The organism is Nocardioides sp. zg-1308 (genome assembly GCF_013155375.1).
GTDB classification, from domain to species: domain Bacteria; phylum Actinomycetota; class Actinomycetes; order Propionibacteriales; family Nocardioidaceae; genus Nocardioides; species Nocardioides renjunii.
This window is the reverse complement of record NZ_JABJQY010000005.1, coordinates 287,114-300,956: the sequence shown is the minus strand read 5'-3', so window position 1 is coordinate 300,956 and position 13,843 is coordinate 287,114. Positions and strand designations below refer to the sequence as shown.

The window sequence follows — 13,843 nt, the reverse complement described above, 5'->3', positions numbered from 1 at the left end:
CGACACGGTCAGCGACGCTACTCCCGCCGCACCTGGTGCGGCGACTCCAATTCTGGGGTGTCTGGAGCGGTGCCTCAGCGGGTCGGCAGGTGCGTGGGCACGCTCATCCGCGGTCCGCGCCGCGGGCGGGTCCGCCCACCGGCCATCGCCATGGCGGCGGCCCGGCCGCGCTGGGGGCGGTAGGGCTCGAGCAGCTCGGCCATCTCGTCGTCGGTGATGTCGCGTCCGAGGAGCGCCCAGCCGACCCAGTTGGCGAGGTGGTAGTCGCCGAAGCTGACCGCGTCGGGGTCCCCCAGCGCGCGCTGGCGCACCTCCGCGCTCGTCCACACGCCGACGCCGCGGATCGATCGCAGCCGCCGGTCGGCCTCCTCGACGGGCAGCTCGGTGATGCGCTCGAGCGACGGCCCGAGCCGGCAGGCGGTGACGACCGTGCGCGACTGGGCGGGCTGCACGCCGAGGCGCAGCCACTCCCACGACGGGATCGCGGCGATCGTCTCGGGCGTCGGCTGCACCATCAGGCGCAGCGCCCCGACCGGGCCGGGCGCCGGCTCGCCGTGGCGGCGGACGAGCTCGCGGAACGAGCCGAACGCCTGCTTGCCGGTGACCTTCTGCTCGAGGATCGACGGCACCAGCGACTCCATCACCAACCCGGTGGCGCCGATGCGCCAGTGCTGGTGGGTGCGCCACCCCGCGGCCACCTCCGGGTGGTGGTGCGCCTCGAAGCTGCTCGGGTCGTCGTCCGCGCCCAGCAGGGCGGGCATCCGGTCCAGCGCCCACTCCGCACCGGGACCCCACGCCCGGCCCACGACCTCGCCCACCGCCGGCCGGGGGTGGACGCACAGCGTCGCCGGCCCGAGCGGCGTACGCATGGCACGCCAGATGCGGCCCGACTCCTCGTGCCGCTGGGTCGGGTCGCCGGCGCCGCGGCGCTGCGGCCGGAGCACCTGCGCCGGCGCGCACGGCCACGCGGGCCGCCAGGTGCGGGTGCGCTCGCCGTCGGTCAGGGCCATGGGTGCGACGCTAGACGAGACCACCGACTAGGTTGCCGTCCATGTCTGATGCACCGGGCGCCACTCCCCACCAGCGTGAGCTCGAGGAGGGCATCCAGCGCGACTTCTCGCGGTCGATGTCCTACGGCGACTACCTGCGCCTCGACGTGCTGCTCGCCGCCCAGCAGCCCCTGTCCGACCCGCCGCAGCACGACGAGCTGCTCTTCATCGTGCAGCACCAGACCACCGAGCTGTGGCTCAAGCTGATGGTCCACGAGCTCCGCTCGGCGCGTGACCTGCTGCGCACCGACGACCTCGCCCCCGCGCTCAAGCGGATGGCGCGGATCAAGCACATCCAGCACACCCTCACCGACCAGTGGTCCGTGCTCGCCACGCTCACGCCGAGCGAGTACGCCCAGATCCGGCCGTTCCTCGCGACCAGCTCGGGCTTCCAGTCCGCGCAGTACCGCGAGGTCGAGTTCCTGCTCGGCAACAAGAACGCCGACATGGTGAAGGTCTTCGCGCACGACGAGGGCGCCCGCTCCACGCTCCAGGAGCTGCTGCACGAGCCGTCGCTCTACGACGAGCTCCTCGCCCACCTCGCGCGCCAGGGGTACGCCGTCCCGCAACGGCTGCTGGACCGCGACTGGTCGCAGCCGCGCGCCACCGACCCGGACCTGGTCGAGCTCTTCGCGGGCGTGTACGCCGCCCCGGCCGAGCACTGGGGCGTCTACGAGACCTGCGAGGAGCTGGTCGACGTCGAGGACGCCTTCCAGCAGTGGCGGTTCCGGCACCTCCAGGTGGTGCAGCGGGTCATCGGCCACAAGGTCGGCACCGGCGGGTCGTCGGGCGTCGACTTCCTGCGCCGGGCGCTCGACCTGACGTTCTTCCCCGAGCTCTACGAGGTCCGCACCCGCATCGGGTGACCCGGTCCACGCGTCGGGCAGCGCTCAGCCGCGGAGCCTGGAGTTGATCGCCGCGGGCGCGAACTCCTGGTCGACGACCAGCCGGGTCAGGCCGACGACCGCGGCCTCCTCGTCGAGGGCGCCGAGCTGCAGGGCCATGTGCCGCGTGGCGCGCGGCAGCGCCAAGCGGTAGAGCGTCTCGCGCATGCCCGCCAGGAGCGGGGCCGAGGCCAGGGCGCCGCCGATCAGCACCACCTCGGGGTTGATGAGGCACACCACGGTCGCCATGACCTCGCCGATGCGCCGGCCCGCCTCCTGGGTGAGGGTGGCGGCCTCGGCGTCGCCCGACTGCAGGAGCGCGCGGACCTCGCGACCGGAGGCCGCGGGCACGCCGCGCGCGGTCAGCTCGGCGGCCACGGCGCGGCCGCTCGCCACGGCGGCCAGGCACCCGTGCATCCCGCACTGGCAGCGGATGTCGGACCCCGGGGAGACGCGCACGTGCCCGATGTCGCCGGCACCCCCATCGACGCCGGTGTAGGAGCGACCGTCGATGACGATGCCGGTGCCGATGCCCGTCGACACCTTGACGAGGAGCAGCGAGCGCGCACCGGCGTGCCCGGCGGCGTACTCCCCCATGGCGGCGGCGTCGGCGTCGTTGGCCGTCAGCACCGGGACGCCCGGCAGCGCTGACTGCAGGTGCTCGGAGATGGGGTAGGCGTCCCACCCGGGGAGGATCGGCGGCTGGCTGGGCCGGCCGGTCTCCGGGTCGACCGGGCCCGGCAGGCTCAGGCCGATGCCGCACAGCGCGCTCCGGGCCACGCCGAGCGCGGCCATGAGCTCGGTCATCCCCGTCGCGATGCGGTCGAGCACGTGGGAGGGGCCGTCCGCGACCGCGACGTCGAGCGACACCTCGTCGAGCACGGTCCCGCCGAGGTCGGCGACGGCGATCCGCGCGTGCGTCGTCTCGATGGAGGCGACCAGGACGTGCGACTGGGCGGTGTTGAACGCCAGGCTGCGACGGCGTCGGCCTCCCGTCGCCCCGGTCGTGCTGCCCTCGATGATCAGGCCGGCGCCGAAGAGCGCGTCGAGGCGCTGGGTGAGGGTCATCCGGGACATCCCGGTCGCCTCGAGCACGTCACCACGCGTCATCTCGCGGTGGCGGATGAGCTCGAGGATGTCGCCGGGCCCGTTGGTCATGCTCCTCCGTCCGTCCGGTCCGTCTCGGCTGCGATCGATGGAAACTCTCGCACAAGAAATGATTGACAGCCTTGAAACATAGGTCCAGTGTTTGGACAAAAGTTCGTTGTCCCCTGGGAGGTCCCGTGACCACGCACACCACCGCTTCGAAGACGTCCCGTCGGCGGCGTGCCGGCATGGCAGCCCTCGCCTGCACGATGCTGGCCGTCACGGCGGCCTGCGGGGGCGACGGCGACGAGCAGGAGAGCGACGCCGACAGCATCACTGTGTGGATCGTCGAGGACCTCCCCGACCGGGTGAAGGCGGCCCAGGCGATCGTCGACGACTTCACCCAGAGCAGTGGCATCGACGTCGAGCTCACCGCGGTCGCCGAGGACCAGTTCAACCAGATCCTCACCTCCAACGCCGCCGCGGGCGACCTCCCGGACGCCATCGGCGCCCTGCCGCTGAGCCAGGTCCGCACCCTGTCGGCCAACGAGCTCGTCGACACCGAGGCCGTCGCGGCGGTCATGGAGTCCCTCGACCCCGCGACCTTCAACGAGAGCGCCGTCGAGCTGACCGCCGACGGCGACGAGCAGCTCGCCGTGCCGAGCGAGTCCTGGGTGCAGCTGCTCGTCTACCGCAAGGACCTCTTCGAAGAGGCCGGGCTGGCCGAGCCGACGACGTACGACGACGTGCTGGCCGCCGCGGAGGAGCTCGACTCCCCCGACGTGGCGGGCTTCCTCGGCGCCAACGTGGCGGGCGACGCCTTCACCGCGCAGACCTTCGAGGAGATCGGGCTGGGCAACAACTGCCAGATGGTCGACGACGCCGGCGAGGTCACCCTCGACAGCGACGAGTGCGTCGAGGCGCTCGACTTCTACGGCCAGCTCCAGCAGGACTACTCCGTGACCGGCGCGCAGGACGTGGACACCACGCGCGCGGCCTACTTCGCCGGTCAGGGCGCCATGCTCATCTGGTCGAGCTTCGTCCTCGACGAGCTCGCCGGCCTCCGCAACGACGCGGTGCCCAGCTGCCCCGAGTGCAAGGACGACCCGAAGTTCCTGGCCGAGAACAGCGGCGTCGTCACCTCCATCCAGGGCCCGTCGGGCTCCGAGCCGGCGACCTACGGCGAGGTCACCTCGTGGACGATCCCGGCCGAGGCGGCGACCGAGCCGGCCCAGGAGTTCGTCGAGTACATGATGAACGACGGCTACGAGCCGTGGATCGAGATTGCCCCCGAGGGCAAGATCCCGGTCCGGCCCGGCAACAGCCCCGGCGCCACCAACTTCTCCGACGCGTGGTCGTCGATGGAGGTCGGCGTGGACACCAAGGCCCCCCTCTCCGACTTCTACGGCCCCGACGTGATCGACAAGCTCACCGGCGGCGTCGAGACCCTGCAGCGCTGGGCCATCCCGCAGGGGCAGGGCGACCTGCTGGGTGCGATCCAGGGCGAGCAGCCCGTGGCCAACGCCGTCAACCAGGTGGCCGGGGGCACCGACGCCGCCGACGCGATGCAGGAGGCGGCTGACGCGGTCCGGACGGTGCAGGACTCGCTCCCGTGACGACCGGAGGCCCGACCGGGCAGGCGGCGACCCTGGAGGCGCCCGAGCGCGTGCCTCCGGGGCGACGCCCCCGCCGAGCCGCCTCGACCCGGGTGAAGCAGGACCGGAGGACGGGCTACCTGCTGATCACGCCCACCTTCGTCATCGTGTTCGCGATGGTGGTGCTGCCGATCCTCTGGACCATCTCGCTCGCCTTCCAGCAGGTGCGGCTGCTCAACCTCCGCACCACCGGGGTGATCGGCGACTACAGCCTCGACAACTTCACCAACGTGCTGACCTCGCCCGGCTTCGTCGACGCGCTGGTCACCACGCTCATCTACTCGGTCGGCGGCACCGCCTGCGCCATCGGCCTGGGCCTGGTGGCGGCGCTCGCGCTGCGCCGGCCGTTCCGCGGTCGCGGGCTCGTACGCGCCTGCATGCTGGTGCCCTACGTCGCGCCGGTCGTGGCCGCCACGTTCGTGTGGACCACGATGCTCAACCCGCAGTTCGGGATCGTGAACCACTACGGCACCACGCTGCTGGGCTGGGACGACCCGATCGCCTTCCTCAGCTCGTCGAAGTCGATCGCGCCGTTCGGCGTCGACCTGCACATCAGCCAGTCGCTGGTGACCGTGGTGCTGTTCGAGGCCTGGCGGTCCTTCCCGTTCGCCTTCCTCTTCATCACCGCCCGCATGCAGGCCATCCCCGACTCTCTCGAGGAGGCCGCGACGGTCGACGGCGCGACACCCACGCAGCGGTTCCGGCACATCATCCTGCCGCAGCTGCTGCCCACGATCGCCGTGCTGACCGTGCTGCGCTTCATCTGGACCTTCAACAACTTCGACGACATCTACCTCCTCACCGGGGGTGGCGCCGGGACGCAGGTCGTCGCGGTGCGCGTCTTCGACTACCTGATCAACCGCGGCGACATCGGTGCCGCCGCGGCCCAGGCGCTCGTGCTCGCCGCCATCCTCGGCGTGCTCGTCACCATCTACCTCAGGCTCTTCGGCCGGCGGGAGGACGTCGCATGAGCACCGCCACCAGCACGACCCGCCCCGAGCGGCCGGTCGCCGAGGCCGGGCCCAGCGGCTGGCACCGCGACCGGGTCGAGCGACGGCTCTTCTCCGTGGTGCGGCCGCTCACGATCGCGTTCCTGCTCCTCATCTGCCTGTTCCCCTTCTACTACATGCTGCTGCTGTCCTTCCGTCCGCTCGACGCGGTGCTGCAGGACCCCGGCGCGCTGTGGCCGTCCGGCGGCGAGGTCGACCCGGGCACCTACGGCGACGTGCTCCGGTCCACCGACGACGGCGGCCAGGGCTTCCTGACCTTCCTGCGCAACAGCTTCGTCGTCGCCATCGGCACGGTCGTGCTGACGCTGCTGGTCTCGGTGCCCGGTGCGTACGCGGTGAGCCGGCTCGACTTCTTCGGGCGTCGCCAGATCGGCGCGCTGTTCCTCGGGGTCTACTTCTTCCCCGCGATCCTGCTCGCCATCCCGCTGTTCGTCTTCTTCACCCGCATCGAGCAGCGCGGGACGCTCACCGGCCTGCTCGTGGTCTACGTCGCCCAGGTGGCGGCGGTGTCGATCTACATGCTGCGCAACTACTTCGACACCATCCCGGCCAGCATCGAGGAGGCGGCCGAGATCGACGGCTGCACGCGCCTGCAGACCATGTGGCACGTCAGCCTCCCGCTGGCCATGCCGGCGATCGCCTCCAACGCCCTGTTCATCTTCATGATCGCGTGGAACGAGTTCCTGTTCGCGCTGCTCTTCCTCGTCGAGAAGCGGGACAACTGGACGGTCTCGCTGGGCCTGTCGCAGCTCGCCGGCAGCATCGAGGTCCCCACCACGGTCCTGATGGCCGGCTCGGTCATCCTCACCGTGCCGATCATCGTGCTGTTCTTCCTCAGCGAGCGGTGGCTGGCCGGTGGCCTGACCGCCGGGGCCGAGAAGGGCTGAGACCCGGTGCCCGACGTCGTCTCGTTCACCGCGCCCTTCGAGGTGTCGCTCGTCCCGGTGGACGAGCAGCCCCTGGTGCCGGGCTCGGTGCGCATCCGCACGTGGTACTCCGGCATCTCCGCCGGCACCGAGCTGACCGCCTACCGCGGCTCCAACCCCTACCTCACCCGCACCTGGGACCCGGAGCGCCGGTTGTTCGTCGACGGCGAGCCGTCCTTCGCCTACCCCGTCCAGGGGTGGGGCTACTCCGAGGTGGGCGAGGTGGTCGAGGTCGCCGACGACGTGGACGCACCGGTGGTGGGCGACGTCGTGCACGGGATCTGGGGGCACCGCAGCGAGGCCGTCGTGCCGGCCGCCGCCCTCCGCGACCGCACCTGGACCGGGGAGGACCCGCTCGGCGGCACCTTCGCGCGGGTCGGGGCGATCGCCCTCAACGCCGTGCTCGCCGCGGAGGCACGCCTCGGCGACCGCGTCGCGGTCTACGGGCAGGGCGTGATCGGCCTGCTCGCCACCCGCCTCGCGGTGCTGGGCGGTGCCGACGTGGTCGCCGTCGACGGCGTGGCGCAGCGGCGCGACGCCGCCAGCGCCATGGGCGCGGTCGAGGTGCTGGCGCCCGACGTCCCGGGCGGGGCCGGCGCCCACGTGCGCGCGTGGTCCGGCGGCGGCGGCGTCGACTCGGCGATCGAGCTGAGCGGCACCACCCGGGCCCTGCAGGAGGCGGTGCGCTCGGTGGTGCTCGATGGGACGGTGGTCGCGTCCGGGTTCTACCAGGGCGGGGCGGAGCACCTCCGCCTCGGCGAGGAGTTCCACCACAACCGCGTCCGCATCGTCGCCAGCCAGATCAGCGGCACGCCGCTGGCGCTCGGTCCCCGCTGGGACCAGGCCCGGCTCGTCCGCACGTTCATGGACCAGGTGCGACGGGGTCGCGTCGACGTACGGTCGCTGGTGACCGACGTCGTCGACGCGACCGACGTGGCCGCGATCTTCGAGCGGCTCGACCGGGGTGACGACGACGTCCTCCAGGCGGTGCTCCGGTTCCCGGCCGCCCCGGAGGACCGGTGAGTCCCGGCGGAGACGGCGTCGGGGTGCCGGACACCCGGCCCCGCTTCCCGGCTGACCGCGGCGGGGTGGCCGTCCTCGGCGCCGGCACCATCGCGCAGTCCGCGCACCTGCCCGCCTACGAGCAGCACGGCGTCGGCGTGACCGGCGTCTGGAGCCGCAGCTCGCGCACGACCGACGGGCTGCTCGAGCGCTTCCCCCGCGTGCGGCGGGTCTACGGCTCCGCCGAGGAGCTGCTGGCCGACCCGGCGGTGCGCTTCGTCGACCTCGCCACCGGACCGGAGGACCGGCTGGCGTGGATCTCCGCGGCCGTCGACGCCGGCAAGCACGTGCTGGCGCAGAAGCCCCTGACGCTCTCGGCCGACGACCTCGACCGGCTGCCCGAGGTGCTCGCGGCCGCCGACCGCGCCGGGGTGCGGGTGGCGGTCAACCACAACGGTCGCTGGGCGCCGCCGTGGCGGGCCGCGACGCTGCTCGTGCGCGATGGGGCGGTGGGCGACGTGGTGGGGGTGACGCACGTCCACGACAAGCCGCTGCCGCCGCTGGCCGGCACGCCGTTCGACGACGTCCCCCACATGCTGCTCACCGACTACCTCCTGCACTGGGTCGACATCACCCGGTCGTGGCTCCTCGACGGCGGGGCCGGACCCGTGGTGTCGGTGCAGGCCTCGGACTCGCGCGTCCCCGGCCAGCCGGCGCAGGCCCGCAACCCGTGGTCGGCCACGCTGTCCATGACCGCCGAGTCGGGCGCGACGGCGACGCTGCGCATCCCCGGCAGCGCCGTGTCGTCCCGCTCCGGCTGTCCGTTCTGGGTGCACGGCACCACCGGCACGCTGCGCGGCAGCGTGCTGCTCGACTCCGACCGGCTCGACCTCGACGACGGCACGTCGTCGACGAGCATCCCCCTGCAGGGGGCGTGGTTCGTCGACGGCTTCGCCGCCGCGATGGGCGAGCTGATGTGTGCGGTCGAGGAGGACCGGTCACCGGAGAACTCGGCGGCCGACGCCGCCCTCTCCGTGCGGCTCGTGCTCGCCGCCCGCGACTCCGCCGACCGCGGCGGCGTGCCGGTGGAGGTGGCGGCGTGAGCCAGGGAGCGGTCCGCACGGACGTGGTCGACGAGGTGCCGGTCGACCCCCGCGGCGGCCGGGTGTACGCCGAGGGCTGGCAGAGCTGGAGCCCCGCCACGTGGTACCCCGTGACCGCCACCGGGCGGGCACCCGCGGAGGGATGGCAGCACCTCATGCGGTTCCGCCCGGGCACGCCCGTGCCGGCGAGCGGCGTGCAGGGTGAGGGCCTGCTGGTGGTCGACCCCGGCACCGGCGCCCCCGCACGGTGCTACGCCACCGACGACCTGCTGGTCGTCCCGTCGATCCACGCGACGCTCGAGGGCGACCGCGTCGTCGTACGCTCCAGCGGTCCGGTCACGACCAGCGAGCACCCGGCGGGCGGCGAGGCCGCGCTGGTGGCCTACGGCGACGCGCTGGCCGCCACGAGTCCGCCGCTGTCCGACCCACCGACCGTGTGGTGCTCCTGGTACCGCTTCTTCGAGGCCGTCACCGCAGCGGACGTCGCGGAGGCGGTGCGCGACCTCGACCGGCACGAGCTGGGCGTCGACGTCGTGCTCGTGGACGACGGGTGGAGTGCCGGGTTCGGCGAGCTGCTGCGACCGTCCGACCGCTTCGGCTCGCTGCCCGGTGTCGTGGAGGACGTGCGCGCGAGCGGCCGGCGCGCGGGGGCCTGGCTGGCCCCGTTCCTCGTGGGCGCCGACACGACCATGGCCCGCGAGCACCCCGACTGGCTGGTGGGGCCGGCGGGCCACAACTGGGGCCAGGACCTGGTGGGGCTCGACCTGACGCACCCGGGCGTGCGCGAGGTGCTCGCCGACTCGCTGCGCGCGCTCGTCGACGCGGGGGTCGACTACCTCAAGCTCGACTTCCTCTACGGCGGCGCAGTGCCCGGTCGCCGCCACGAGGACGTCGACGAGGTCGCGGCCTACCGCAGCGGGCTCCAGCTGGTGCGCGACGTCGTCGGTCCCGACGTGCTCCTCGTCGGGTGCGGCGCGCCGCTGCTGCCCAGCGTCGGGCTGGTCGACGTCATGCGGGTCTCCCCCGACACCTTCCACGAGGGCGGCGAGGACGGTTCGGGCGGCCTGCGCGGGCTCATGCCGATTGCCGCGCGGGCCTGGCAGCAGGGCCGGCTGTGGGTCAACGACCCCGACTGCGTCGTCGTACGCCCCTCCTACGGCTCGCGGGAGCGGTGGGCCGAGGCCGCGCAGGCGTTCGGCGGCCTGCGCTCCTTCTCCGACCGGATCAGCGAGCTCGACGCGTGGGGGCTCGACACGGTGCGCGGGCTGCTGGCCGACGGCGGGACCGCGGCGCCATTGGCCACCGAGGTGCTGCGGCGCGGGGCGCGGGTCGCCCAGGACGAGGGAGCGGCGTCGTGACCGGGACGGCAGACGACCCGGGGGACGACCTGATGGACGACCTCGGGGACGACTCGGGGGACGACCTGGCCGCTCGCATCGCGCCGCACGTCGGGCTGCTCTACCCCGACGGGCACGCCGAGGTCACGCGTCGGCTCGTGCGGCTCGCCGACGCGCACGCCGCCGCACTGCGGGGCCGGACGGTGCCGTCACCCACGCACCGCACCTCGTGCCTGATCACCTACGCCGACGGCATCCGGCGCCGCGACGAGGCCCCCCTGCACACCCTGGCCGCCTTCCTGCGCGAGCAGGTCGGCGAGGTCCTCAGCGACGTCCACCTGCTCCCCATGTTCCCGTGGACCTCCGACGACGGGTTCGCGGTCGTCGACCACCGGGTGGTCAACCCGTCGCTGGGCAGCTGGGACGACGTCGCCGAGCTGGCGGCGGACCGCACCGTGATGTTCGACTTCGTCGCCAACCACACCTCGAGCCACAGCCCGTGGTTCCTCGGCTGGCTGGCCGGCGACCCCGCCTACGACGGCTTCTACCTCGAGGAGGATCCCGGCTTCGACGTCTCGCGCGTGGTGCGGCCGCGCACCACCCCCCTGTTCCATCCCTTCGAGCGCCCCGACGGCAGCACGGTGCGCGCGTGGACCACGTTCGGCGCCGACCAGGTCGACGTCGACGTCCGCCACCCCGGCGCGCTGGTCGAGCTCACCGACGTGCTCCTGGGCTACCTCGGGCGCGGCGCCTCCGCCGTACGCCTCGACGCCATCGGCTTCCTGTGGAAGGAGTCCGGCACCACCTGCCTGCACCTGCCGCAGACGCACGCCGTCATCAAGGTCTGGCGGGCCCTCGTCGAGCACGTCGCGCCCGGTGCCCGGCTGCTCACCGAGACCAACGTCCCGCACGCGGAGAACATCTCCTACTTCGGCGACGGCCACGACGAGGCGCACCTCGTCTACCAGTTCGCGCTGCCGCCGCTCGTGCTGCACTCGTTCGTGGCGCAGTCGACGGCGCGGCTCAGCGAGTGGGCCGGTGGCGTCGGGCCCGTGAGCGACACGGCGACGTGGTTCAACTTCCTGGCCAGCCACGACGGCATCGGGATGCGGGCGACCGAGGGAATCCTCGACGACGCCGAGCGCGACGCCCTGGTGCAGCGCACGCACTCGCACGGCGGGCGGGTGTCGTGGGCCGGGCGGCCCGACGGCTCCCGGGCGGTCTACGAGCTCAACCTCAGCTACCTCGACGCCCTCTGCACGGTCGACGAGGCGGGCGACCCCGCGGTGCTGGCGGCGAAGGCCCTGGCCGCGCACAGCATCCTGTTCGCGTTCCTCGGGGTGCCGGCGATCTACTACCACTCGCTGGTCGGCTCCCCGCCCGACCTCGAGGGCATGGTGACCAGTCGCATCAACCGGCGCATCAACCGCGCCGTCCTCGACGCCGACCGGCTGGCGGAGGAGCTGCGCGACGACCCGCGCCGACGCGCGGTCTTCGACGGCATGCGGCACCTGATGGACGTGCGACGCCGGCACGAGGCCTTCTCGCCCTTCGGCACCCAGCGCGTGCTGCGCCTCGACGACCGGGTGTTCGTCCTCGTGCGCGGCGAGGGGACGGCCGACGAGCTGGTCTGCGTCACCAACGTCACCGGCGAGGAGATCACCCTGCCGCTCAGCGGCACCGACGTGGTCACCGGCGAGCACGCCGATCCGCTGGTGGTCGGGGCGTGGGGCTACGCCTGGCTCCGTCCGGACTCCTGACGAGTCAGTCGGGGCAGGGCCTCAGGACATCTGGTTGAGCACGCCGTAGCCGACGGTGAGCACCCCGGTCGCCGCTGCAGCACTGGCCACCACGCCGGCAGCGGCCGCAGGACTGCGCAACCGCACCGCGGTGGTCCCGACGAGCGCGCAGCCGGCCACGAGGCACAGGCTCCAGTAGACCGGGCTGGTGGAGCCGCCGACGACGGTCAGGCCGTAGATCCCGTCCGCGACGAGCACGCCGGCGAGGACGCCCGCGCCCACCGCTGCGACGACGGCGCGGCTGTGCACGACCGCTGCGGCTGCCGCACCGACGAAGGGCCCGGCGACCACGCCGACGACACCCCAGAGCATCGGGTCGTAGCTCAGCCCTCGCAGCTCGGAGGCCGCGGTGTAGCCCAGCACGAGGCTCACGAAGGAGGCCACGCCCAGCGCCGCACCCGCTCCGAGCGAGGGCCGGGCGGTGGCCACGACCAGGACGGTCAACAGCGTCCAGCCCGACGGCGAGTTGGCGAACGGCGCCAGCGCGTCCGGCAGGACGCCCTGGGCCCAGGAGGTCAGCCCGCCCAGGAGCAGGCTCGTGCCGACGACGGCGGCTGTGATCCCGGACGTGCGGCGGAGGTCGATCATGGCTCCATCGTGGGTGCACCGGACGGGGTCGTCACCCGGTTCGGCCGCGGGCGGCACCTGGGTGCCGGAGATCGGCACCAGCGGAGGAGGGGACGCCCGCTCAGTCCTGCGGGGACTCCTCCAGCCGACGGAGCGCCCGGTCGGTCCGGCGCGCCAGGGCCTGGTCCACCGCCACGGCGGGCTTGGCCACCATGACCGCGGCGTAGCGACCGTCGACACAGCTCTGCGCCATCATCATCGGCTCGCCCATCGTGGAGAGCGCCTCCGCCACCAGCCGCGGTGCGCCGTCGGGGGCGCCGCCGAGCCGGAACAGCCTCCGCGTGAAGCGGCACCCGTCGGCGCCGGTCGCGATCGGCTGCGCCGCCGCCCGGCGCAGCTGCCGCACGCGTCGCGGGTCACCGGCCGGTGGCTGCGACGCCAGCGCGGTCGCGACGCTCGCCGCCCACTGCTCCGCCGGGGCCGCGACCACCTGCACGAACGACCCCTGGCTCGGGTCCGACGTCGACCACCGGCACGTGTAGGGGTCGAGGGAGCCCTCGACGTCCAGCATCCGCGTCGGCGTCTCGACGCCCATCAGGTCGAGCCGCTCGTCCTCGTCGAAGGTCGAGCACAGCTCGGAGCTCGCGCGGGCGCCGGAGACGAGTCCGGAGATGTCCGTCCACGAGCTCGCCACCATGCCGCCGACCGCCACCGCGATGACGACGAGGGCGCCCACCAGCACCGTCCTGAACTTCACCCCAGGACGCTACCCACGCCCGGGGGCGGGCGTCCCCGGAACGGACGGATCCGTGCCTAGCGGTCCTGGGCGGGCCGCTCGATCGTCGTGACCACGTCGGTCACCGACGGCCGCCTCGGCGTGGAGGAGAAGCCGAACCTGCAGGGCGGGTCGACGGGGGCCAGGTGTCCGAGGTCGGCTCCGCGCCAAGACCCGTCGACGGCGACGACGGCGTGCACCGAGGTCGCGCCGTACCACTCGCGCCGGTCGTTGCCGGCGGTCCCCCGGGTCCGGACGCCGCGCAGCACCACGCGGGCCACGGGGTCGGCCACGGCGCACCAGGCGGGCGCGGTCGCCACCCGCGCCGGGACCAGTCCGAGGGCCGCGCCCAGCGGCGTACGACGCCCGGTGACGAGGTGGAGGCGCAGCGACGGCGTCTCGACCAGCCAGCCGCCGGCGGTGTCCCGCACCTCGACCGGCTCGATGACGTGCTCGTCGAAGGTGTAGGTCGCCGCGACGAACTCGCGCACCCGCTCGTCGGGCGCGAGCAGCACGCGGTGGCCGGTTGCGTCCTCGACCATCACGTCGGCGAAGGAGCCCCACGGCGAGGCGTCCCACCGTCCGACGACCACCCGGACGCCGCTGGTGCTGCCGACGCCAGCGATCCGCCCGTGGAAGCGCTCACGCAC

13 protein-coding genes are annotated in these 13,843 nt (G+C 73.4%); 8 read left to right on the top strand and 5 right to left on the bottom strand.

Features of this window, described 5'->3' with window-relative positions; all coding sequences use genetic code 11:
* Nucleotides 1–74 precede the first annotated feature (74 nt).
* Nucleotides 75–1,010: a DNA-3-methyladenine glycosylase gene (locus HN031_RS20050; protein ID WP_172274602.1), complete on the bottom strand. Its 936-nt coding sequence runs from the start codon at nt 1,008–1,010 to the stop codon at nt 75–77.
* 41 nt (nt 1,011–1,051) lie between these two features.
* Between HN031_RS20050 and HN031_RS20045 the strand changes: the two genes are divergently transcribed.
* Complete coding sequence (locus HN031_RS20045; RefSeq protein ID WP_172274599.1) at nt 1,052–1,915, top strand: tryptophan 2,3-dioxygenase; 864 nt, start codon at nt 1,052–1,054, stop codon at nt 1,913–1,915.
* 24 nt (nt 1,916–1,939) lie between these two features.
* On the opposite strand, the gene HN031_RS20040 is transcribed toward HN031_RS20045, so the two are convergent.
* Complete coding sequence (locus HN031_RS20040; protein ID WP_172274597.1) at nt 1,940–3,091, bottom strand: ROK family transcriptional regulator; 1,152 nt, start codon at nt 3,089–3,091, stop codon at nt 1,940–1,942.
* A gap of 125 nt (nt 3,092–3,216) precedes the next feature.
* Here HN031_RS20040 and HN031_RS20035 point away from each other — a divergent pair, with 125 nt between their 5' ends.
* From HN031_RS20035 to HN031_RS20005, 7 genes are read left to right on the top strand one after another with little or no spacing between them, the layout of a single operon-like run.
* Nucleotides 3,217–4,635: an extracellular solute-binding protein gene (locus tag HN031_RS20035; RefSeq protein ID WP_216652645.1), complete on the top strand. Its 1,419-nt coding sequence runs from the start codon at nt 3,217–3,219 to the stop codon at nt 4,633–4,635.
* Nucleotides 4,632–5,645 (top strand): sugar ABC transporter permease, encoded by a 1,014-nt coding sequence (locus HN031_RS20030; protein WP_322425346.1) that lies wholly within the window; start codon nt 4,632–4,634, stop codon nt 5,643–5,645. Before HN031_RS20035 ends, HN031_RS20030 begins: the two co-directional genes overlap by 4 nt.
* Nucleotides 5,642–6,571, top strand: coding sequence for a carbohydrate ABC transporter permease (locus HN031_RS20025; protein ID WP_172274594.1), 930 nt, complete (start codon nt 5,642–5,644; stop codon nt 6,569–6,571). Before HN031_RS20030 ends, HN031_RS20025 begins: the two co-directional genes overlap by 4 nt.
* 6 nt (nt 6,572–6,577) lie before the next feature.
* The gene (locus HN031_RS20020; protein WP_172274591.1) at nt 6,578–7,633 is read left to right on the top strand and encodes a zinc-binding alcohol dehydrogenase; all 1,056 of its coding nucleotides are present in this window, start codon (nt 6,578–6,580) and stop codon (nt 7,631–7,633) included.
* Entirely contained in the window at nt 7,630–8,715 is a 1,086-nt protein-coding gene (locus HN031_RS20015; protein ID WP_172274588.1) for a Gfo/Idh/MocA family protein, read from the top strand. The genes HN031_RS20020 and HN031_RS20015 overlap by 4 nt, the downstream gene beginning before the upstream one ends.
* The gene (locus HN031_RS20010; RefSeq protein WP_172274585.1) at nt 8,712–10,073 is read left to right on the top strand and encodes a glycoside hydrolase family 36 protein; all 1,362 of its coding nucleotides are present in this window, start codon (nt 8,712–8,714) and stop codon (nt 10,071–10,073) included. Before HN031_RS20015 ends, HN031_RS20010 begins: the two co-directional genes overlap by 4 nt.
* Nucleotides 10,070–11,812 (top strand): sugar phosphorylase, encoded by a 1,743-nt coding sequence (locus HN031_RS20005; protein WP_216652644.1) that lies wholly within the window; start codon nt 10,070–10,072, stop codon nt 11,810–11,812. Before HN031_RS20010 ends, HN031_RS20005 begins: the two co-directional genes overlap by 4 nt.
* Nucleotides 11,813–11,833: 21 nt before the next feature.
* Here HN031_RS20005 and HN031_RS20000 read toward each other — a convergent pair whose 3' ends face one another.
* The 3 genes from HN031_RS20000 to HN031_RS19990 all read right to left on the bottom strand — a co-directional run bounded on the left by HN031_RS20000 (nt 11,834) and on the right by HN031_RS19990 (nt 13,843).
* Entirely contained in the window at nt 11,834–12,439 is a 606-nt protein-coding gene (locus tag HN031_RS20000; RefSeq protein WP_172274582.1) for a DUF6518 family protein, read from the bottom strand.
* A 100-nt stretch (nt 12,440–12,539) separates the two neighbouring features.
* Nucleotides 12,540–13,175 carry a hypothetical protein gene (locus tag HN031_RS19995; RefSeq protein WP_172274579.1) on the bottom strand — a complete coding sequence of 212 codons (636 nt, stop codon included), beginning with the start codon at nt 13,173–13,175 and terminating at the stop codon, nt 12,540–12,542.
* A gap of 56 nt (nt 13,176–13,231) precedes the next feature.
* Entirely contained in the window at nt 13,232–13,843 is a 612-nt protein-coding gene (locus HN031_RS19990; RefSeq protein WP_216652643.1) for a hypothetical protein, read from the bottom strand.

Excerpts from the sequence above, each read along its gene's own strand:
- HN031_RS20000 (WP_172274582.1), bottom strand. The coding sequence starts at position 12,439 with ATGATCGACCTCCGCCGCACGTCCGGGATCACAGCCGCCGTCGTCGGC.
- HN031_RS20045 (WP_172274599.1), top strand. The coding sequence starts at position 1,052 with ATGTCTGATGCACCGGGCGCCACTCCCCACCAGCGTGAGCTCGAGGAG.
- HN031_RS20025 (WP_172274594.1), top strand. The coding sequence starts at position 5,642 with ATGAGCACCGCCACCAGCACGACCCGCCCCGAGCGGCCGGTCGCCGAG.
- HN031_RS20040 (WP_172274597.1), bottom strand. The coding sequence starts at position 3,091 with ATGACCAACGGGCCCGGCGACATCCTCGAGCTCATCCGCCACCGCGAG.
- HN031_RS20050 (WP_172274602.1), bottom strand. The coding sequence starts at position 1,010 with ATGGCCCTGACCGACGGCGAGCGCACCCGCACCTGGCGGCCCGCGTGG.